Genomic DNA, 20,761 nt, shown 5'->3' with positions numbered 1-20,761 from the left:
ATTCATGGAGAAATTTCGCGACCCCGTTGCATGAACGCGCGCTGCACACGCTCATGCTGCTCCGCCGTCAAGGGTGATGGCCCTGGAGGGGCGGCCAGGGTCTTGAGTTCGTTGTGATCGGCGCCTACCTGCCACAACGAAACCTCATCCGGCCGGGTGAGCACATCCAGCTCCGCGACCCACTGCTTGATGAGACTCACCTGATCGGGCTTGCCCTGGATCAGCAGGCTGTTGGTGTCTGGATAGGCAACAAACGTAAGGCTGCCGTCAGCCAGTTGAGTTTTGTGCTCGCTGGACAACCGGGCTTCGATCATTGAAGCCATCCCGGGCACGGAAATCATGTCCGTACCCACGCCGTAATAACGATCGGCCACATCAACATTGAACACCTGCACCACGCCAACGGAGGGCAGCGCCACACGCGGTTGGGCAGGCGGCCGATCCATCAGTTGCGCCAGGCGCAGCACTTGATCGACATAGCTTGGCGGCCCCGTGACGGAGAACAGGCGCTCCCCGCTTTTACGCAAGGGATAGCCGGACTCATCCAGCCCCGTACGACGCATCAGCCCCCGCAGCCTGTCGACGGAAATGTGCCGTAGCACAACGGCCGAGTTCCTCACCTCATCGGCTTCGTAGAGATAGAGGACTTGCCCATCCCGATGCCAGATCAGGCCCTCCTGCAGGGCCAGTACCTCCAGGACCTGTTGCGGTGCGTCAAAATCAAACAGCCCACTGACGTGCAGGCGAGCGACTTTGCGGCTGAGGACAACCGACAAGCCCAATGGCACCGAGAGCGCGGTGAAAAACCGCTGCAGGTTCTCCTCCTGCGCCCGGTAGGGCTCGCCCCTCGCCGCACAGGTGCCCAGCGATAACGCAGCGCATAACAACCAGCTGCACAGCCGGTGGCGGGTCATCCTTGCAGGGAAAGCACTATTCACCTTGGTTTTTCTCGGCGGCCTGGCGTGACAAAGCGGCCATACTGAGAGTCAGCCAATTTTCAATCTTGACGGAAAACTGACGGCACGCGTCCACCCCTGGCCATGGCATGTGCATTGCTACACACACTCATCAGAGCGCGCGCCAACGAAGGCACGGGCCTACGGACAAAGGCGTCGTTACCCTGCAATGGTCTCTAGCGCCATCCGAGGGAACGACGTTTTTTTTGAGAGAAAAGGCAGGCATTGATGAACGAACCGGCAGATAACCGCCAGAGAAAAGACCCACTGGCCTGGGTCAACGGCAGTGACGCGCCGGAAAAAAGCAGTCTCGACCTGGGCTTCATGGCCCTGAGTGATTGCGCCTCGCTGGTAGTTGCCGCCACCCAGGGCTTTGCCCAACCCTACGGCCTGACCCTCAACCTCAAGCGCCAGGCGTCATGGGCCACCCTGCGCGACAAACTGGTCAGCGGCGAACTGGACGCCGCCCACAGCCTGTACGGGCTGATCTATGCCGTGCACCTGGGCATCGGCGGCGTAGCGCCCACCGACATGGCAGTGCTGATGGGGCTCAACCAGAACGGCCAGAGCATCAACCTGTCCCACGGCCTGCAACAGCAGGGCGTGGTCACTCCTGATGCACTGGATCGCCATGTGCACCAAAGCCGCACAAAATTGACCTTCGCCCAGACATTTCCCACCGGCACCCATGCCATGTGGCTGTATTACTGGCTGGCGAGCCAAGGCATCCACCCGTTGCAGGACGTCAACAGCGTGGTGGTACCGCCGCCGCAAATGGTCGCGCACCTGCAAGCCGGGCGTATCGATGGTTTTTGTGTCGGCGAACCCTGGTGTGCCAGCGCGGTGAAACAAAACCAGGGCTTTACCCTGGCCACCACCCAGGCGATCTGGCCCGACCACCCGGAGAAAGTCCTCGGCTGCACCCAGGCGTTTGTCGACCAATACCCCAACACCGCCCGCGTGCTGGTGATGGCCATCCTCGAAGCCAGCCGCTTTATCGAGCAGAGCCAGGAAAACCGCCGCTCCACCGCACAACTGCTGAGCGCCCGCGACTACCTCGACGCGCCCCTCGACTGCATCGAGCCGCGCCTGCTGGGCAGCTATGACGATGGCCTCGGCAACCAATGGCAAGACCCCCATGCCCTGCGGTTTTTCGCCGGTGGCGCGGTGAACCTGCCGTACCTCTCGGACGGCATGTGGTTTATGACCCAGTTCCGCCGCTGGGGCCTGCTGCGCGAAGACCCGGACTACCTGGGGGTTGCCCGCCAGGTGCAGCAATTGACGCTATACCGCGAGGCCGCCAGCGCCGTCGGCGTTCCCCCGATCGCCCAGGACATGCGCAGCAGCCAACTGATCGACGGCAAGATCTGGGATGGCCGCGACCCCGCCGCCTATGCGCGCAGCTTCCGTCTGCACGCGATGAACGATCCCACCAGCCGCCAGGCCTTGCGCTGACAGGAAGACCGATATGTTGCGAATCCTGTTGATCAATGACACCCCGCGCAAAGTCGGGCGGCTCAAGGCGGCGCTGATCGAGGCCGGTTTCGAGGTGATCGATGAGTCCGGCCTGACCATCGACCTGCCTGCGCGCGTCGAAACGGTGCGCCCGGACGTGATCCTGATCGATACCGAGTCACCCGGGCGCGACGTGATGGAGCAAGTGGTGCTGGTCAGCCGTGACCAGCCCCGGCCCATCGTGATGTTTACCGACGAGCATGACCCGAATGTAATGCGCCAGGCCATCAAGTCCGGCGTCAGCGCCTACATCGTCGAAGGCATCCAGGCCCAGCGCCTGCAACCTATCCTCGATGTGGCCATGGCGCGCTTCGAGAGCGACCAGTCCTTGCGCGCGCAGTTGCAGGCCCGTGACCAGCAGTTGGCCGAGCGCAAGCGCATCGAACTGGCCAAGGGCATGCTGATGAAAATGAAGGCCTGCAATGAGGAAGAGGCCTACACCCTGATGCGCCGCCAGGCCATGAGTCGCCAGCAGAAACTGATCCAGGTGGCGGAGCAGATTATCGCCATGAGCGAGTTGCTCGGCTGATCTGGCTCAGCTCTTGCTAAAGGATCCCTACAGGTAACCAACGGCGGTTGCCCCTCCACGACAAAGACGTCGCACATCCGGTTTGCCTCTCGCAAACCCGGTGGCGGCGTTTTTGCGTTTTGGCCCCAGAGCATGGGGCCGGTGGGGCGGCCTTCGCCGGCAGCTCCATCACCAGGCCTTCTTATAAGACTCCCAACCGTTGAGGTGCGTGATGAAATCAAGCTTCTGGAAATCCGGGCACACCCCGACCCTGTTTGCCGCGTTCCTGTATTTCGATTTGAGCTTCATGGTCTGGTATTTGTTGGGCCCGCTGGCGATCCAGATTGCCGCCGACCTGCACCTGACCACGCAACAACGCGGCCTGATGGTCGCGACACCGATCCTCGCCGGCGCGGTGCTGCGCTTTTTGATGGGCATGCTCGCCGACAAGCTGTCGCCCAAGACCGCCGGGCTGATCGGCCAGGTAATCGTGATCGTCGCGTTGTTCGGCGCCTGGAAACTCGGGATTCACAGCTACGAACAAGCCCTGCTGCTGGGTGTGTTCCTCGGCATGGCCGGCGCGTCGTTTGCGGTCGCCTTGCCACTGGCGTCCCAGTGGTATCCCGCTGAACACCAGGGCAAAGCCATGGGCATCGCCGGTGCGGGTAACTCCGGCACCGTGTTTGCGGCGTTGCTGGCGCCGGTACTGGCAGCCGCGTTTGGCTGGAGCAATGTATTCGGTTTTGCCCTGATTCCCTTGATCCTGACCCTGATCGTCTTCGCCTGGCTGGCGCGCAACGCCCCGGAACGGCCCAAAGCCAAAGCCATGGCCGACTACTTCAAGGCCCTGGGCGACCGCGACAGTTGGTGGTTCATGTTCTTCTACAGCGTGACCTTCGGCGGCTTTATCGGCCTGGCCAGCGCCCTGCCCGGCTATTTCAACGACCAGTACGGCCTGAGCGCGGTGACGGCCGGCTACTACACCGCCGCCTGTGTGTTCGGCGGCAGCCTGATGCGCCCATTGGGCGGCGCCCTGGCCGATCGTTTCGGCGGGATTCGCACCCTGCTCGGCATGTACGGCGTGGCGGCGGTCTGCATTGCCGCAGTAGGCTTCAACCTGCCGAGTTCCTACGCGGCCCTGGCGCTTTTCGTCTGCACCATGCTCGGCCTCGGCGCAGGCAATGGCGCCGTGTTCCAATTGGTGCCGCAACGTTTCCGTCGTGAGATAGGTGTGATGACCGGCTTGATTGGCATGGCCGGTGGTATCGGCGGCTTTGCCCTCGCAGCGGGAATGGGCGCGATCAAACAGAGCACCGGCAGCTATCAATTGGCCCTGTGGCTGTTCGCCAGCCTCGGCGTGCTGGCCTGGTTCGGCCTGCACGGCGTCAAACGTCGCTGGCGCACCACCTGGGGCTCGGCCGCCGTGACGGCCGCGCGCGTCTGATGAGCCTGCGACTGAGCATCGCCCAGGCCAGCGCCATCGGCCCGCGCCCGGAAAACCAGGACGCACTGCGAGTGGTCACGCCCGTGGCCGAACTGGCCGCGAGCAAAGGCTACCTGTGCGCGCTGGCCGACGGCGTGAGCCAATGCGCCGACGGTGGCCTGGCCGCCCGTTCGACCTTGCAGGCGCTGGCCCTCGACTACTACGCCACGCCGCAAACCTGGGGCGTGGCCCAGGCGCTGGAACGCTTGCTGCTCGCGCAGAATCGCTGGCTGCAAGCCAATGGCGGCGGCCAGCCACTGCTGACCACCCTCAGCGCCCTGGTGTTTCGCGGCCAGCGTTTCACCCTGGCGCATGTTGGCGATTGCCGGGTGTATCGCTGGCTGGACGGTGAGTTGCAACGTATCAGCGAAGAGCATGTGTGGGAGCAACCGGGCATGCAGCATGTGCTCAAGCGCGCCCTCGGCCTGGATCAACACCTGGTGCTGGATTTCCGCGACGGCGAACTGCGTGAGGGCGAGTGCTTCCTGCTGGTCAGCGACGGTGTGTGGGCCACCTTGGGCGACCACAGCATCAGCACGATCCTGCGCGAGCAAAGTGACCTCGACGTGGCGGTCAATACCCTGGTGAATGCCGCGCACCTGGCCGGCAGCCAGGACAACGCCAGCGCCTTGCTGGTGCGTATCGACACCCTCGGCGCCGCGACCCTCGGCGATGCGCTGGTACAGTTGCAGCAGTGGCCGCTGCCGCCGCCGTTAAAAGCCGGGCAATCCTTTGAAGGCTGGCAGGTCGAAGGCGTGCTGGCACATAGCCGACAGTCATTGCTGTACCGGGTACGTGACGCCCATCAGCAGCCATGGTTGTTGAAAACCCTGCCCCTCAACCGCGACGACGACAGCGATGCCGGGCAGGCCTTGCTGTCGGAGGAATGGTTCCTGCGCCGCGTAGCCGGGCGTGCGTTTCCTGAGGTCCACGCCGCCAGCGCGCGTCAGCATTTGTACTATGTGATGCGTGAATATCCGGGGCGAACCCTTGCGCAACTGTTCCAGCAGCAAGGTCCATTGCCCCTGGCGCAATGGTTGTCCATCGCCGAGCGGTTGGTGCGGGCGGTGGGCATGCTGCATCGGCGGCAGATCCTGCATCGCGATATAAAACCGGAGAATCTGCTGCTCGGCGACGACGGCGAATTGCGCGTGCTGGATTTCGGCCTGGCCTACTGCCCGGGGCTCTCGGAAGATCGCGCCCACTTGCTGCCCGGCACCCCGAGCTTTATCGCCCCCGAGGCGTTCGGCGGTGAATCCCCTACGGCTCAACAGGATTTATACAGCGTTGGTGTGACGCTGTATTACCTACTGACCGGGCATTTCCCCTACGGCGAGATCGAAGCCTTTCAACGGCCGCGCTTCACCCAGGCCGTCAGCGCCAGCCGCTACCGTCCCGACCTGCCTGAGTGGCTCCCCCTCAGCCTGGAACGCGCGGTGGCCGCCCAACCCGCGCAACGTTATGAAACGGCCGAGGAGTGGCTACGGGCCCTGGAGCAGGCCGACCGCCGCGAATTGAGCGTACGCCCAAGGCCGCTGCTGGAGCGCGAACCGCTCAAGGTCTGGCAAACCCTGGCGGCCGTGTCGTTGCTGCTCAATCTGGTGCTGCTGTACTGGCTGCTGCACCACTAGAGGGCGAAAAGCTCTGCTGCATCGAGCGCAAGGCCAATAAATCCGGGCATCTGCCAACTTGGCACAACCGCTGCATTAGCCCTTTCAACACCACACATATAGCCGCCCCTTCAACGACGAAGGGCTGTGCTTCCCGAGAGAACGGGACCAGGACAAAGGCGTCCTCGCTAGCTAACTAGCGGGGGCGCCTTTTTTGTTTGCGCGTGATTTGTCGAGCCATTGCGGAGAACGACATGAAAAAACTCAAATTAGTGATGATCGGCAACGGCATGGCCGGGGTTCGCACCCTTGAAGAATTGCTCAAGCTGAGCAGCGACCTGTACGACATCACCGTGTTCGGCGCCGAGCCCTACACCAACTACAACCGTATCCTGCTGTCGCCGGTGCTGGCCGGTGAACAAACCTTCGAAGAGATCGTGCTCAACGACCTCAGTTGGTACCTGGACAACAACATCAAGCTGCTGCTCAACCGCAAAGTGGTGCAGATCGACCGCGTCAAACGCATCGTCATCGCCGAAGACGGCAGCGAAGCCGAATACGATCGCCTGCTGATCGCCACCGGCTCCACGCCGTTTATCCTGCCGATCCCCGGCAACACCTTGCAGGGCGTGATCGGCTACCGCGACATCGCCGACACCCAGGTCATGATCGACACCGCCAAGACCCACACGCATGCGGTGGTGATCGGCGGTGGCCTGCTCGGCCTGGAGGCCGCCAACGGCCTGATGTTGCGCGGCATGCACGTGACCGTGGTGCATATCGGCGAGTGGCTGCTGGAGCGGCAACTGGACAAGACCAGCGGCCAATTGCTGCAAACCGAACTGGAAAGCCGTGGCCTGGTGTTTCGCCTGTGTGAACAAACCCAGGCGCTGCATGACGCTGGCAATGGCCGCGTCGGCTCGGTGCAATTCAAGAACGGCGACATCATCCCCGCCGACCTGGTGGTGATGGCTGCCGGCATTCGGCCCAACACCGAACTCGCGGAAAAATCCGGCATCCCGTGCAACCGTGGGATTCTGGTCAACGACACCCTGCAAACCTACGACCCGCGCATCTATGCGATCGGCGAATGCGCCAGCCATCGCGGGATCGCCTACGGCTTGGTGGCGCCGCTGTTCGAACAGGCCAAGGTCTGCGCCAATCACCTGGCCCAGCTGGGTTTTGCCACTTACAAGGGCTCGGTGACCTCGACCAAGTTGAAAGTCACCGGGATCGACCTGTTCTCCGCCGGCGATTTCATGGGCGGCGAAGGCACCGAGACCATCACCCTCTCCGACCCGATTGGTGGTGTGTACAAGAAGCTGGTGATCAAGGACGACATCCTGGTCGGCGCCTGCCTGTACGGCGACACCGCCGACGGTGGTTGGTATTTCCGCCAGATTCGTGAGAACCACGCCATTGGTGAGATCCGCGACCACCTGATGTTCGGCGAAAACGCCTTGGGTGACGTAGGCCACCAAGGCCAGGACAAGGCCATGAGCATGGCCGACAACGCCGAGGTCTGCGGCTGCAATGGCGTGTGCAAGGGCACCATCGTCAAGGCGATCCAGGAACAGGGACTGTTCAGCGTCGATGAGGTGAAAAAACACACCAAGGCCGCCAGCTCCTGCGGCTCCTGCGCCGGCTTGGTGGAACAGATCCTGATCAACACCGTCGGCGGCGCGGCTGACGTCAAACCGAAGAGCGAAAAAGCCATCTGCGGTTGCAGCGACCTCAACCACGGGCAAATCCGCCAGGCCATTCGCGACCAACACCTGCTGACCATCGCCGGCACCATGAGCTACCTGAACTGGCGCACGCCCAACGGCTGCGCCACTTGCCGCCCAGCGCTGAACTACTACCTGATTTCCACCTGGCCCGGCGAAGCCAAGGACGACCCGCAATCGCGCCTGATCAACGAACGGGCCCACGCCAATATTCAAAAAGACGGCACCTACTCCGTAGTCCCACGGATGTGGGGCGGCGTGACCAATCCCTCGGAGCTGCGCCGCATCGCCGACGTGGCCGACAAGTACAACGTACCGATGGTCAAGGTCACCGGCGGTCAGCGCATCGACTTGCTGGGGATCAAGAAACAGGACTTGCCGGGGGTGTGGAAAGACCTCGACATGCCGTCCGGCCACGCCTACGGCAAATCCATCCGCACCGTCAAAACCTGCGTGGGCAGCGAGTTCTGCCGTTTCGGCACGCAGAATTCCACGCAGTTGGGCATCGAGCTTGAACATGACCTGTTCAATATGTGGTCGCCGCACAAGGTCAAGCTGGCAGTGTCCGGTTGCCCACGCAATTGCTCGGAAGCCGGGATCAAGGACGTGGGAATCATCGGCGTCGACTCCGGTTGGGAGATGTACATCGGCGGCAACGGCGGGATCAAGACCGAAGTCGCGGAGTTCTTCGTCAAGCTGAAAACCGCCGAAGAAGTACGCGAATACAACGGCGCCTTCCTACAGCTGTACCGCGAAGAAGCCTTCTACCTTGAGCGCACTGTGCACTACCTGCAACGGGTCGGCATGGAGCACATCAAGAGAGCCGTGCTGGAAGACCCCGCCCGCCGCCAGGCCCTCAACGAACGCCTGCAATTCTCCCTGTCGTTCGAACAAGACCCGTGGAAAGAGCGCCTGGAACAGCCGCTGCTGAAAAAGGAATTTGATGTCATCCCCGTCCAACAACTGGAGGTGCCGGCATGAACTGGCTGAATATCTGCGCCCTCGACGAGATCAACGTGCTGGGCTCGCGCATCATCCAGGGCCCCAAGGGCGACATCGCGATTTTTCGTACCAGTGATGACGAAGTCTTCGCCCTCGACGACCGCTGCCCACACAAGGGCGGCCCGTTGTCCCAAGGCTTGATCTACGGCAAGCGGGTGGCCTGCCCGCTGCACAACTGGCAGATCGACCTGGCGTCCGGCGAAGCCCAGGCGCCGGACATCGGTTGCGCCCACCATCACCCGGCCCGCGTGGAAAACGGCCGGGTGCTGCTGGCCCTGCGGGACGCCGTGTGATGAACCGCCAGACCACCGCGTCCACCTGCTGCTATTGCGGCGTGGGTTGCGGCGTGCTGATCGAGCATGACGGTGCGCAGATCCTCGGGGTGACGGGCGACCCGAACCACCCGGCCAACTTCGGCAAGTTGTGCAGCAAGGGCTCCAGCCTGCACCTGACCGGCGACCTGTCCGCCCGCGCCTTGTACCCGGAGTTGCGCCTGGGCAAAGGCATGGCCCGGGCGCGCACTGACTGGGACACAGCCCTGGATCACGCGGCAAACGTGTTCGCCGACACCATCGCCAAACACGGGCCGGACAGCGTGGCCTTCTACATCTCCGGGCAGCTGCTGACCGAGGACTACTACAGCTTCAACAAGCTCGCCCGGGCCTTGGTGGGCACCAACAATATCGACAGCAACTCACGGCTATGCATGTCCTCGGCGGTGGTCGGCTACAAACGCAGCCTGGGCGCGGATGCGCCACCGTGCAGCTATGAAGACCTGGAAAGCAGTGACTGCGTGATGATCGTCGGCAGCAATATGGCCTACGCCCATCCGGTACTGTTCCGACGTTTGGAGGAAGCCAAAGCACGCCGCCCGCAGATGAAAATCGTGGTGATTGATCCACGACGTACAGACACCTGCGATTTGGCTGACCTGCACCTGGCGATTCTGCCTGGCACGGATGTGGCGTTGTTCCATGGGATTTTGCATCTATTGCTGTGGGAAGACTGGATCGACCGCAGGTTTATCCAGGCCCACACCGAGGGTTTGGCCGAGCTGAAACGCCTGGTACATGACTACACGCCGCAGATGGTCACACAGCTGTGCGGGATCAGCGTCGAGCAACTGCGCTTGTGCGCAGAGTGGGTGGGCACCTCCAGCAGTTTCCTGTCGCTGTGGTGCATGGGCCTTAACCAGTCCACCGCCGGCAGCGCAAAAAACAGCGCGCTGATCAACCTGCACCTGGCCACCGGGACTATTGGACGGCCGGGTTGTGGCCCGTTTTCCCTGACGGGTCAGCCGAATGCCATGGGTGGGCGCGAAACGGGCAGTTTGTCGAACCTGCTGCCGGGGCATCGTGAGGCGGCGAACCCTGAGCATCGCGCAGAGGTCGCGGCATATTGGGGTGTGGCGTCTTTGCCCGCCAGCGTTGGGCTGAGCGCTGTCGAACTGTTCGAGCAGATGCAGGCGGGCAAGATCAAGGCGGTGTGGATTGCCTGCACCAACCCGGCACAATCGCTGCCGGACCAGAACGCCGTGCGCGCGGCCCTGGCGACCTGCCCTTTTGTGGTGTTGCAGGAAGCCTTTCACACCACTGAAACGGCGGCCTATGCCGACCTGTTGCTGCCCGCCGCCAGTTGGGGGGAGAAAGAAGGCACGGTGACCAACTCCGAACGGCGTATTTCCCACGTCCGCCGCGCGATCGTCCCACCGGGGGAAGCGCGGCCGGATTGGGCAATTACCGTGGATTTCGCACAACGCCTGGAGCGTCGTTTGCGCCCGGGGCAGGACAGCCTGTTTGCCTTCGAACAGCCAGCGCAGATTTTTGATGAATACAAACTGCTGACCCACGGGCGCGATCTCGACTTGTCGGGCATCAGCCACGCCTTGCTCGACAGCATCGGCCCACAGCAATGGCCGTTTCCTACAGGTGCACAAGCCGGCACACCACGCTTATATACCGACGGCCACTTCCCCACCGCCAACGGGCGCGCGCAGTTCGTCGCCGACCCTTACCGCGCGGCCAAGGAACAGCGTGACGCGCGCTTCCCCCTGACCCTGATCACCGGCCGCTTGCGTGACCAGTGGCATGGCATGAGCCGCACCGGCACCGCCGCGCAGTTATTCGGACACGTCAGCGAGGCATTGTTGAGCCTGCATCCAGACGAAATGCGCCGTCATCGCGTGAAAGACGGTGATCTAGTCAACCTGAAAAGCCGTCGTGGCCAAGTCATCGTTGCGGTCAGCGCTGACGACAGCGTACGCCCTGGCCAGGCGTTTCTGCCGATGCATTGGGGTGATCGTTTTCTCAAAGGCGGCGTGAACGCCCTCACCCAGCCGGCGTTCGACCCGCTGTCGAAACAGCCGGAACTCAAGCATAGCGGTGTGCGCCTGGAGGCCGTTAGCCTGCCGTGGCAGTTGTTCGCCTTGATTGAGGGCGATGTGCAGCAACACTTTGCAGCGTTGCGCCCGCTGTGCGAGGAATTTGCCTACGTCAGCCTGAGCCTGGCCGGACGCGAGCGCCCGGCCCTGCTGCTGCGTGCGGCACATGGCGAAGCGCCCGACTTGCAACTGCTGACGCGTATCGACCAATTGCTTGGCCTCAACGACGGCCCGGTGATGGCCTATGACGACCCGCGCCGTTCCATTGGCAAGCGCGTGAAAATCGAAAAAGGCCGGATCACGGCGCTGCGCCTGGCCGGGGAAACCCTGGCGCGTCACTGGCTGCAAAGTCTGTGGCTGGAGGGGCGAACCGACGATCAACTGCGGCGCTGGCTGTTGGCGCCACTCAGCGCACCGCCGGGGGGCGCGGCGGCCAGCAGCAAGGTGTTGTGTAACTGCAAGAACGTCAGCGAGAACGCCGTGTGCGCTGGCATTGCCCATGGCCTGGACCTGGATGGGCTCAAGCGGGAGCTGGGTTGCGGCACGCAATGCGGCTCCTGTGTACCGGAAATCAAGCGTCTATTGGCCAGCAATCCGCAGCCAATCGCAATCAGTGTGTGAGGGGAAGAACATGAGCGCAAAAGTCTGGCTGGTGGGTGCAGGGCCCGGCGACCCGGAGTTGCTGACCCTCAAGGCGGTAAGGGCGATGAATGAAGCCGATGTGGTGCTGATTGATGATCTGGTCAACCCAGTGGTGCTGGAACACTGTGCCGCTGCACGGGTGATTACTGTCGGAAAGCGCGGCGGTTGTCGCTCGACGCCACAGGATTTTATCCACCGCCTGATGCTGCGCTATGCGCGCCAGGGCAAGTGCGTGGTGCGGCTCAAGGGCGGCGACCCGTGCATTTTCGGCCGGGGTGGCGAAGAGGCGATGTGGTTGCGTGAGCGTGGGGTCGAGGTGGAGTTGGTCAACGGCATCACCGCCGGCCTGGCAGGTGCGACGAATTGCTCGGTGCCCCTCACATTGCGTGGTGTCAGCCGGGGCGTGACGCTGGTGACGGCGCATACCCAGGACGACAGCAGCCTTAACTGGCGGGCGTTGGCGGAGGGTGGGACGACGTTGGTGGTGTATATGGGCGTGGCGAAGCTGGAAGAGATTCGCCAGCAATTGCTGGAAGGTGGCATGGCCGCGGATATGCCGGTAGCGATGATCGAAAACGCCTCGTTGCCCCAGCAGCGCGAGTGTCGCAGTACGCTGTCACGGATGCATGAAGACGCCCAGGCCTTTGCCTTGAAAAGCCCAGCCATCCTGGTGATCGGCAAGGTTGCGGCCTGCGGGCAGGCCGCCGATGTAGCGGTAGCGGCCAGCGCCTGAGGCAAATCGCAGGCGAAAAAAAGCCCGGCCTAAGCCGGGCTTTTTTCTACCACTCAGTAATTACTGAGCTTGGGCTTCAACCGACGCTTCTACGCGACGGTTAACAGCACGACCAGCTTCAGTTGCGTTGTCAGCAACTGGGCGGGATTCGCCGTAACCTACGGAAGTTACGCGGTTAGCAGCAACGCCGTCTTTAACCAGGACTTGCTTAACAGCGTCAGCACGACGCTGGGACAGCTTCTGGTTGTAAGCGTCTGGACCTACGGAGTCAGTGTGACCAGCAACTTCTACGTTGGTAGCTGGGTACTGCTTCATGAAGTCGGCCAGGTTTTTCACGTCGCCGTAGCTGTTAGGCTTAACAACGGCCTTGTCGAAGTCGAACTTAACGTCCAGCTCAACACGAACAACCTGAGCAACTGGAGCTTCTGGCTCTGGAGTTGGTTCTGGAGCTGGTGCTGGGGTAGGAGCTGGAGCAGCTGCGCCAGCGTTACCGCCGAAGTTTACGCCCAGGCCGACCAGTGCGGAGTAATCCCACTTGCCGTTGTCCAGACCGTAGTCAGCTTCAACACCGGCACGAGCGTACAGGTTGTTGGTGAAGTAGTACTTCACGCCAGTACCGACGGTAGCGAAAGTAGTCTGATCGCGACCGCTGTGGCCGTCAGCTTTGACGTTGCCACGGCTCTGGTGACCGAAACCACCTTCAACGTATGGACGCAGGCTGTCTACGCCAGCTTGACCGAAGTGATACTGGGCAACCAGGCTGCCGGTATCGCCTTTGATCTTCTGGTTACCAGTACCGTCGTTCGAACGGGTGTGGTTGGTTTTGTCGTAGGACAGGTTCAAGGACAGGTCGTCGGTCAGGAAGTAACCGATGCGAGCGCCAGGATTGAAGCCGTCTTCGATGTGCTTGACGCTATCGTTGTACTGCTTCTTGTAGAACAGCTCGCCTTCAACTGCGCCTTGGCCTTGTGCCAGAACGCCGAAAGAAGTAGCGGCAATAAGAGAACCAATGGCCAAGCCCAAGGTGTTTTTCAGTTTCATCCGTTAAATCCCCATCTGGTGATTGTAAAGCAGTCCCACAAACCGGGGGACAACTCGGCGACAAGTCTAACAGAACTTGCCTACACGTAAGAGATATTTGCCACGCACTAAGTTTCAGTCTCGCCCGCAAATTTCTCACGTAATTTATCTAGAGCACGTTTGTAACGCATTTTTGTAGCACTCAAACCCATGTGCATGATGTCAGCGATTTCCTGAAATTCCAGTTCTGCGACAAATCGTAGCACCAGGATTTCGCGGTCAATCGGGTTCACATACACCAACCAGCGATCGAGTCCAGCCTTGTCCTCGGGTGCTGGCGTCTTTTCTTCAGACGCTTCCTCAAGGGGGTCCAGACTCAAGGCGTCCATCAAGCGACGCTTTCGCCGTTCCTTACGATACTGCGTGATGCACTCGTTGTACGTGATGCTATATAGCCATGTCTTGAACTTCGATTTGCCCTCGAAGTTCTTCAAGCCATACAGCACCTTGAGCATCACTTCCTGACAGACATCATCCGCATCTCTATCGTTCCCTAAATACCTTGAACAAACGTTGAACAGAGTGCGTTGATATCTGCGCATCAATTCTTCGTACGCGCGAGTTACGTGAAACAGCTCCGTGTGCGAGCGCGCGACCAACTCCTCATCAGAGAGCTCACGGGGGTCATAGCGCGTGGACAGCGTTTGGGCTTTATTCAAAACAAGTCGTGCCGACAGTCAGGTCAATGTCCGCTACAGCCCGGTCAGCCGGGTTTGCGGCGGCGTACATTAGCAGGGTTTGCCGGGTTAGCGGCTACTGACCTGCTGTTCCAGGAGAATCCGATTGGACAACGACACCAGGTCGCCGTCATCGGTCAGCACCGTCGTCTTGACTGTGCCGATCTCCTCGATTTGCCCTTCGACCTCGCCTACACGCACCTGTTGCCCAACCTGATACAACTCACGCACATAGATTCCCGCAAGAATCTGGCCGGCAATTTCCCGGCTTCCCAAGCCCATGGCCAGCGCAACGGCCAGACCAACGGTAATCAAAACGATCACAATCACGTTGTTGAGCAGGTCAGTCTTGACCTCCAACTGGCTGATCGCGACCGAAATACTGATGATGATCACCAGGCCCTGGGCAATTCGCCCCAGGCCAGCGGCATAGTCCAGCCCCACCCCTTCAGCGGCTCCGCGCACCAGGCCATTGGCCAGTTGCGCCAGCAAAACGCCTACCAGCAGCACCAGCGCGCCGCCGAAAACCTTCGGCAAATACAGCGCCAGCATGTCGAGCGTAGCTGAAACTCGCTCAAGGCCAAGGGATTGAGCCGCAGAAACCAGAAAAATCAGCAAAACAAACCAATAGACGATCTTGCCGATCAGTGTCGAGATCGGCACTTGCAGCCCGGCACGTCCCAGCAGCTTGGTCAGGCCGGTGCCTGCCATCAGGCGGTCGAGGCCGAGTTTGGCGAGCAGTTTGGACAGCAGGGTGTCGAGCAGCTTGGCCACGACAAAACCCAGCAATACCAGGACCAGAGCCCCAAACAGGTTGGGAATGAAGTTCGCCACCTTGGTCCACAATGCGGTCATCGCGGTGACCAGGCTCTGGGTCCAGAGATCAAGTTCCATATTCAATCAGCCTTATCAGCAGTGCGAGCAAGAGGTTTACGGCGGGAAACCGGAGATACGTGGGCCGAACCGTTGTTCAGGGCCATCATCAACGCCGGCAGCCAACGCCCGAGCAGACCGAACAAATCACCCGCCCCTACCTGACGGTTGGCGGTTTTCAACACGCGGCCCAGGCAGGCATCGTCGTCACGGTTGGACGGCGAAGCATTGAGCATGTCACGCAAAGACTGTTCGAACGGATCGTGCATAAAGACCTCTCGCAAGTGTTTTAAAAGACGAGGGTTAAATTCTTGGGGTCACATGGGCCCCGTCTTACGTTCAGGTCATATTCAGGTCAAACCCAGCGCAATCGTCGAAATAGCCACCATTGCCCCAGTGCCACCGACACCATCAACAGGCATGCAATCACAAACCCATAGGGGCTGGCGGAGAACGGAATCCCGCCCACATTGATACCCAGCAAGCCGGTGAGAAAGCTCATCGGCAGGAAGATCCCGGTGATGATGCCAAAACGGTACATCGTGCGATTCATGCGCACGCTCAAACGCCGGTCTTCGGCTTCCAGCACAAGCCCCACGCGCTCCCGGGTCAATTCAAGCTCTTCCAGGTAGCGGGTCAGGCTGTTGTTCAATTCGTTCCAATAGTCGGCATCGTCGTCGCAGAACCATGGCAATTTGATCCGCGTCAGCTGGGCAAAAATATCCCGTTGCGGCGCGAGGAATCGCTTGAGCCCAGCCGCTCTCCGACGGATCTGCAAAACGCTGCCATGCTCTGGGGTATACCGTTCGTCGGTATCAAGTTTTTCTTCTTCGGCATCGACGATTTCGGACAGGTCGGTGACCAGATCCTGCACTTTATTGGTCAGGTACTGCGCCATATAAAGGATTAGTTCTGACGCCGTTTTAGGACCTTTGCCATCCGCCAACTGCACCAACAGCTCATCGGTGGCGCGCAATGGCCGCAAACGCAGGGAAATCACGCGGCTGGCCGCGGCAAAGATGCGCACCGAGACCATGTCTTCCGGCTCAGCGCCCGGGTTGAGGTTGACTCCACGCAGGAACAGCAACAACTCGGCATCCGGCAACGGCAACAGGCGCGGGCGGGTGTTCTCCTCCAGCAGCAGGTCACAGGCAAATTCGCTCAAGCCACTGGATTTGCGCAGCCAGGTCTGCGTCTGGGGATGGCTGCGATCCCAGTGCAGCCACAGGCTTTCCTGGGGCTGCAGTTGCAAGTCGTCGAGCTCAGTCCGGGCAATCGAACGCGCACCGCCCTTACCGTCCAGCACCAGGGCATGCACCAGCCCCCATTGCGCGTTTTCTTCCTCGAACATCCTCACCCCATCGGCTATTGCAGTTTATTCAGGCATTTTCAGCGGGCTTGGCGACACGATCACGCCGTTGTTATCGGCGTAGATGTATTCACCCGGGCGGAACGTCACGCCGGCAAACGTGACCACCACGTTGAGGTCGCCGAGGCCGCGCTTGTCGGTCTTCATCGGGTGGCTGGCAAGCGCCTGAACCCCCAGATCGGTCTGCGCAATGACATCGACATCACGGATGCAACCGTAGATCACCAGCCCTTCCCAGCCGTTTTTTGCAGCCTTCTCGGCGATCATGTCGCCCAATAACGCGCGGCGCAGGGAACCACCACCATCGACCACCAGCACCTTGCCAGCGCCCGGCTGGTCGGCTTGTTCCTTGACCAGCGAGTTATCTTCGAAGCACTTGATGGTGACAATCTCACCACCAAAGGAGTCTCGGCCGCCGAAGTTGCTGAACATCGGCTCGACGACCTGCACCAGCTCCGGGTAGGCATCGCACAGGTCGGGGGTCACGTAATGGTTCATCGAAAAAATTCCTTTCTGTCAAAGAAGTGTCTTTCAAGGAAGTACCGGTCGAAGCCGGTGGGAAACATCCCACCCGCGTCGCCGCAACGCAATAGCCACTGCGCGACTGAATATGACCAGAAGCGTCCGGCGCGTCATATCTTAGCCGTAACCGTAATGGAGCGAAACGCCCGTGGCTGAGCGCCCATCAAAGCTGGGCGACGGCCGCGGCCGAGGCCCCGGACAAAGGTGTGAGCGGATCCTTCAACCACTGTGCCACCAACGGCCACACTTCAGCTTGCGCCGCTTTGCTGACCAGCATCTCTACGTGGCCGAAATCCCCGCTGAAACCCTGCTGGCGCCCCAGGCACAGGTACTGGCGATGCTCGGAGCCCACCTGCTCGAACAGCTTGCGACAGGCCCAGTCCGGGTCCTGATGGTCGCCGGCAGCACTGACCGCCAAGAGCGGCACCTCGACGTCGGCCAGGCCTTTCCACCAATCATTCTTACCTTCGCCAAAACGCCCAAACAGGCCGTTCCAGCGCATGGCTTCGATCAGCACGCCCGCGGGTTCGTCCTCCGGACCGCGCTTGAACCGTGAGCCGGAAATCTCGCCGAAGCGTTTCAACAGCATGCGGCCAGTCCACTCCAGCGGCGGCAGTTTCAACGGCCAATGCGTGCGACTGACCTGGCAGCCAAACAATGCCACCGAAGCCGCTGCCGGCGCGCCCAGGTGGTGCCCACCCAGGGCCGCAGCCAAGCTGGTGGCGCCCAACGAATGACCGACCCAATGCGGGATCTGCCCGCTTTGCTCACGCACAAACGCGCCAATCGCCGGCAAATCGTAGCGCGCATAATCAGCGACACGATTGCGCGCGTAGTCATGATTGCGCTTGGACAGGCCATGCCCACGCATCTCCGGGATCCACACGTCAAACCCCTGGCGTGCCAAATGGGCACCCAGGCCGAGCCCCTTGGGCGAATACCAGAAGCGTCGGTTGGAAAAACTGCCGTGCAACAAAATAACGGGGATGCCCCGGTTTTCCGGGACATCGGCCTGGCCCAAACGGGTAACCGCCAGCTCGACGGTGCCGTCGGGGCTGTTACCGGGTTTGAGGCGATAGACATCTTCACTCAGGTCGCCACGACGTTCAGCGCTGATCAGGGCGACGGGAAACAGGTTGCTGCTGCTTTGCATAATGCTCTTGCACAAAAAAGGGCGGCGTCCAAGAGGAGGCCCGCCCTGTACAGATAAGAATGCCGGCCACCCTCAGCGAGTGACCGGCACTTTTGACGTACCGACCTCAGGCGGACGCTTGGCCTTCCGCCAGGAAGAACCAGGTTTCCAGCACGGAATCGGGGTTCAGCGAGACGCTTTCGATACCCTGCTCCATCAGCCATTTGGCCAGGTCCGGGTGGTCGGAAGGGCCTTGGCCGCAGATACCGATGTACTTGCCGGCCTTGTTACAGGCCTGGATCGCGTTGGCCAGCAGCTTCTTCACCGCAGGATTTCGCTCATCGAACAGGTGCGCAATGATCCCGGAGTCGCGGTCCAGGCCCAGGGTGAGCTGGGTCAGGTCGTTGGAGCCGATGGAGAAACCGTCGAAGAATTCCAGGAACTCTTCGGCCAGGATGGCGTTGGACGGCAGTTCGCACATCATGATCACGCGCAGGCCGTTCTCGCCACGGGACAGGCCGTTTTCAGCCAACAGGTCCACGACTTGGCTCGCTTCGCCCAGGGTGCGCACGAACGGCACCATGATCTCGACGTTGGTCAGGCCCATCTCGTTACGCACGCGCTTGAGGGCGCGGCATTCGAGTTCGAAGCAATCGCGGAACGCTTCGCTGATGTAACGCGAGGCACCACGGAAACCCAGCATCGGGTTTTCTTCTTCCGGCTCGTAGAGTTTGCCGCCGATCAGGTTGGCGTATTCGTTGGACTTGAAGTCCGACAGGCGCACGATGACCTTTTTCGGGTAGAACGCCGCCGCCAGGGTGCTGATGCCTTCCACCAGCTTCTCGACGTAGAAACCCACCGGGTCGTTGTAACCGGCGATGCGCTTGTCGACGCTTTCCTTGATGTCCAGCGGCAGGCCGTCGTAGTTCAACAGGGCCTTGGGATGCACGCCGATCATACGGTTGATGATGAACTCCAGGCGGGCCAGGCCCACCCCGGCGTTCGGCAGCTGCGCAAAGTCGAAGGCGCGGTCCGGGTTGCCGACGTTCATCATGATCTTGAACGGCAGGTCAGGCATGGCGTCGATGGAGTTTTGCTTGATGTCGAAGCCCAGCTCGCCTTCAAAGATGAAGCCGGTGTCGCCTTCGGCGCAGGAAACGGTGACGCCCTGGCCGTCTTTGAGCAGTTGGGTCGCGTTGCCGCAGCCCACGACCGCAGGAATCCCCAGTTCACGGGCGATGATCGCCGCGTGGCAGGTACGCCCGCCACGGTTGGTGACGATGGCGCTGGCGCGTTTCATCACCGGTTCCCAGTCCGGGTCGGTCATGTCGGAGACCAGCACGTCACCTGGCTGGACCTTGTCCATTTCGGACACGTCCTTGATGATCCGCACTTTGCCTGCGCCGATGCGCTGGCCGATGGCACGGCCTTCCACCAGCACGGTGCCGGTTTCTTTCAGCAGGTAGCGTTCCATGACGTTGGCCGAAGTGCGGCTCTTCACGGTTTCCGGGCGGGCCTGCACGATGTACAGCTTGCCGTCGTCGCCATCTTTGGCCCACTCGATGTCCATCGGGCACTTGTAGTGCTTTTCGATGATCATCGCTTGCTTGGCCAGTTCGCTGACTTCGGCGTCGGTCAGGCAGAAACGCGCGCGATCAGCCTTGTCGACGTCAACGGTTTTCACCGAACGGCCGGCCTTGGCTTCGTCGCCGTAGATCATCTTGATGGCCTTGCTGCCCAGGTTGCGGCGCAGGATGGCCGGGCGACCGGCTTCAAGGGTGTGCTTGTGGACGTAGAATTCGTCCGGGTTCACCGCGCCTTGTACGACGGTTTCACCCAGGCCGTAGGCGCCGGTGATGAACACCACGTCACGGAAACCGGATTCGGTATCGAGGGTGAACATGACGCCGGCGGTACCGGTTTCCGAACGCACCATGCGCTGCACACCGGCAGACAGGGCTACCAGCTTGTGGTCGAAACCTTGGTGTACACGGTAGGAAATCGCGCGATCGTTGAACAGCGAGGCGAACACTTCCTTGGCCGCGCGGATCACGTTTTCCACGCCGCGGATGTTCAGGAAGGTTTCTTGCTGGCCGGCGAACGAGGCGTCCGGCAAGTCTTCGGCGGTGGCCGAGGAACGTACGGCAACGGCCACGTCCGGGTTGCCGGCCGACAGTTCGGCGAAGGCGGTGCGGATTTCTTCGTTGAGCTTCTCGGGGAACTCGGCGTCCATGATCCATTGGCGGATCTGGCTGCCGGTCTTGGCCAGGGCGTTGACGTCATCGACGTCCAGTGCGTCCAGCGCGGCGTGGATCTGAGCGTTGAGGCCGCTCAGTTCGAGGAAATCGCGGTAAGCCTGGGCCGTGGTGGCAAAACCACCCGGCACCGATACACCAGCGCCTGCAAGATTACTGATCATCTCGCCGAGGGATGCGTTCTTGCCCCCCACGTGCTCTACATCATGGACGCCGAGCTTATCGAGGGAAACTACGTACTCTACCAAGGTGATCTCTCCACTAACTGTGTTGGAAAAGCTCAGGACGCCGGCTGCT

17 protein-coding genes are annotated in these 20,761 nt (G+C 61.2%); 8 read left to right on the top strand and 9 right to left on the bottom strand.

Annotation, left to right across the window (positions count from 1 at the left end):
- Positions 1-2: 2 nt before the first annotated feature.
- Positions 3-914, bottom strand: coding sequence for a secretin N-terminal domain-containing protein (locus tag J1G37_RS11090; protein WP_207041706.1), 912 nt, complete (start codon positions 912-914; stop codon positions 3-5).
- A 270-nt stretch (positions 915-1,184) separates the two neighbouring features.
- On the opposite strand from J1G37_RS11090, the gene J1G37_RS11085 reads away from it, so the two are divergent.
- The 8 genes from J1G37_RS11085 (at position 1,185) to cobA (ending at position 12,556) form a co-directional block, all read left to right on the top strand.
- Entirely contained in the window at positions 1,185-2,411 is a 1,227-nt protein-coding gene (locus J1G37_RS11085; protein WP_207041704.1) for a CmpA/NrtA family ABC transporter substrate-binding protein, read from the top strand.
- 13 nt (positions 2,412-2,424) lie between these two features.
- Positions 2,425-3,000: an ANTAR domain-containing protein gene (locus tag J1G37_RS11080; RefSeq protein WP_207041703.1), complete on the top strand. Its 576-nt coding sequence runs from the start codon at positions 2,425-2,427 to the stop codon at positions 2,998-3,000.
- 211 nt (positions 3,001-3,211) lie between these two features.
- Positions 3,212-4,423 (top strand): nitrate/nitrite transporter, encoded by a 1,212-nt coding sequence (locus tag J1G37_RS11075; RefSeq protein ID WP_207041702.1) that lies wholly within the window; start codon positions 3,212-3,214, stop codon positions 4,421-4,423.
- Positions 4,423-6,093 carry a bifunctional protein-serine/threonine kinase/phosphatase gene (locus J1G37_RS11070; protein WP_207041701.1) on the top strand — a complete coding sequence of 557 codons (1,671 nt, stop codon included), beginning with the start codon at positions 4,423-4,425 and terminating at the stop codon, positions 6,091-6,093. Before J1G37_RS11075 ends, J1G37_RS11070 begins: the two co-directional genes overlap by 1 nt.
- 233 nt (positions 6,094-6,326) lie before the next feature.
- Positions 6,327-8,780, top strand: a complete 2,454-nt coding sequence (gene nirB, locus J1G37_RS11065; RefSeq protein ID WP_207041700.1) for a nitrite reductase large subunit NirB — start codon at positions 6,327-6,329, stop codon at positions 8,778-8,780.
- On the top strand, positions 8,777-9,094 hold the full coding sequence (gene nirD, locus J1G37_RS11060; RefSeq protein ID WP_017739567.1) for a nitrite reductase small subunit NirD: 318 nt from the start codon (positions 8,777-8,779) through the stop codon (positions 9,092-9,094). Before nirB ends, nirD begins: the two co-directional genes overlap by 4 nt.
- Complete coding sequence (locus J1G37_RS11055) at positions 9,094-11,802, top strand: nitrate reductase (protein ID WP_207041699.1); 2,709 nt, start codon at positions 9,094-9,096, stop codon at positions 11,800-11,802. Before nirD ends, J1G37_RS11055 begins: the two co-directional genes overlap by 1 nt.
- 10 nt (positions 11,803-11,812) lie before the next feature.
- Positions 11,813-12,556 (top strand): uroporphyrinogen-III C-methyltransferase, encoded by a 744-nt coding sequence (cobA, locus tag J1G37_RS11050; RefSeq protein ID WP_207041698.1) that lies wholly within the window; start codon positions 11,813-11,815, stop codon positions 12,554-12,556.
- 60 nt (positions 12,557-12,616) lie between these two features.
- Here the strand turns inward: cobA and J1G37_RS11045 are convergent, their stop codons facing one another.
- The 8 genes from J1G37_RS11045 to ppsA all read right to left on the bottom strand — a co-directional run bounded on the left by J1G37_RS11045 (position 12,617) and on the right by ppsA (position 20,712).
- Positions 12,617-13,597: an OmpA family protein gene (locus J1G37_RS11045; protein ID WP_207041697.1), complete on the bottom strand. Its 981-nt coding sequence runs from the start codon at positions 13,595-13,597 to the stop codon at positions 12,617-12,619.
- 107 nt (positions 13,598-13,704) lie between these two features.
- Positions 13,705-14,295, bottom strand: a complete 591-nt coding sequence (sigX, locus tag J1G37_RS11040) for an RNA polymerase sigma factor SigX (protein ID WP_124526653.1) — start codon at positions 14,293-14,295, stop codon at positions 13,705-13,707.
- 87 nt (positions 14,296-14,382) lie between these two features.
- Positions 14,383-15,207 (bottom strand): mechanosensitive ion channel domain-containing protein, encoded by an 825-nt coding sequence (locus tag J1G37_RS11035; protein WP_207041695.1) that lies wholly within the window; start codon positions 15,205-15,207, stop codon positions 14,383-14,385.
- Positions 15,208-15,209: 2 nt separating this feature from the next.
- Entirely contained in the window at positions 15,210-15,455 is a 246-nt protein-coding gene (locus J1G37_RS11030) for a hypothetical protein (RefSeq protein ID WP_005790375.1), read from the bottom strand.
- Between the two features lie 86 nt (positions 15,456-15,541).
- The gene (locus tag J1G37_RS11025; RefSeq protein WP_207041693.1) at positions 15,542-16,537 is read right to left on the bottom strand and encodes a zinc transporter ZntB; all 996 of its coding nucleotides are present in this window, start codon (positions 16,535-16,537) and stop codon (positions 15,542-15,544) included.
- A 24-nt stretch (positions 16,538-16,561) separates the two neighbouring features.
- Entirely contained in the window at positions 16,562-17,053 is a 492-nt protein-coding gene (rraA, locus tag J1G37_RS11020; protein ID WP_207041691.1) for a ribonuclease E activity regulator RraA, read from the bottom strand.
- Between the two features lie 187 nt (positions 17,054-17,240).
- Complete coding sequence (locus J1G37_RS11015) at positions 17,241-18,230, bottom strand: alpha/beta fold hydrolase (RefSeq protein WP_207041689.1); 990 nt, start codon at positions 18,228-18,230, stop codon at positions 17,241-17,243.
- A gap of 106 nt (positions 18,231-18,336) precedes the next feature.
- Positions 18,337-20,712: a phosphoenolpyruvate synthase gene (gene ppsA, locus J1G37_RS11010; protein ID WP_124526656.1), complete on the bottom strand. Its 2,376-nt coding sequence runs from the start codon at positions 20,710-20,712 to the stop codon at positions 18,337-18,339.
- Between the last annotated feature and the right edge of the window lie 49 nt (positions 20,713-20,761).

The sequence above is a fragment of the Pseudomonas sp. Marseille-Q1929 genome (genome assembly GCF_017316265.1).
Classification (GTDB): Bacteria; Pseudomonadota; Gammaproteobacteria; order Pseudomonadales; family Pseudomonadaceae; genus Aquipseudomonas.
Note: the sequence above shows the minus strand (reverse complement) of the source record. Positions and strands in the feature narration are given on the sequence as shown.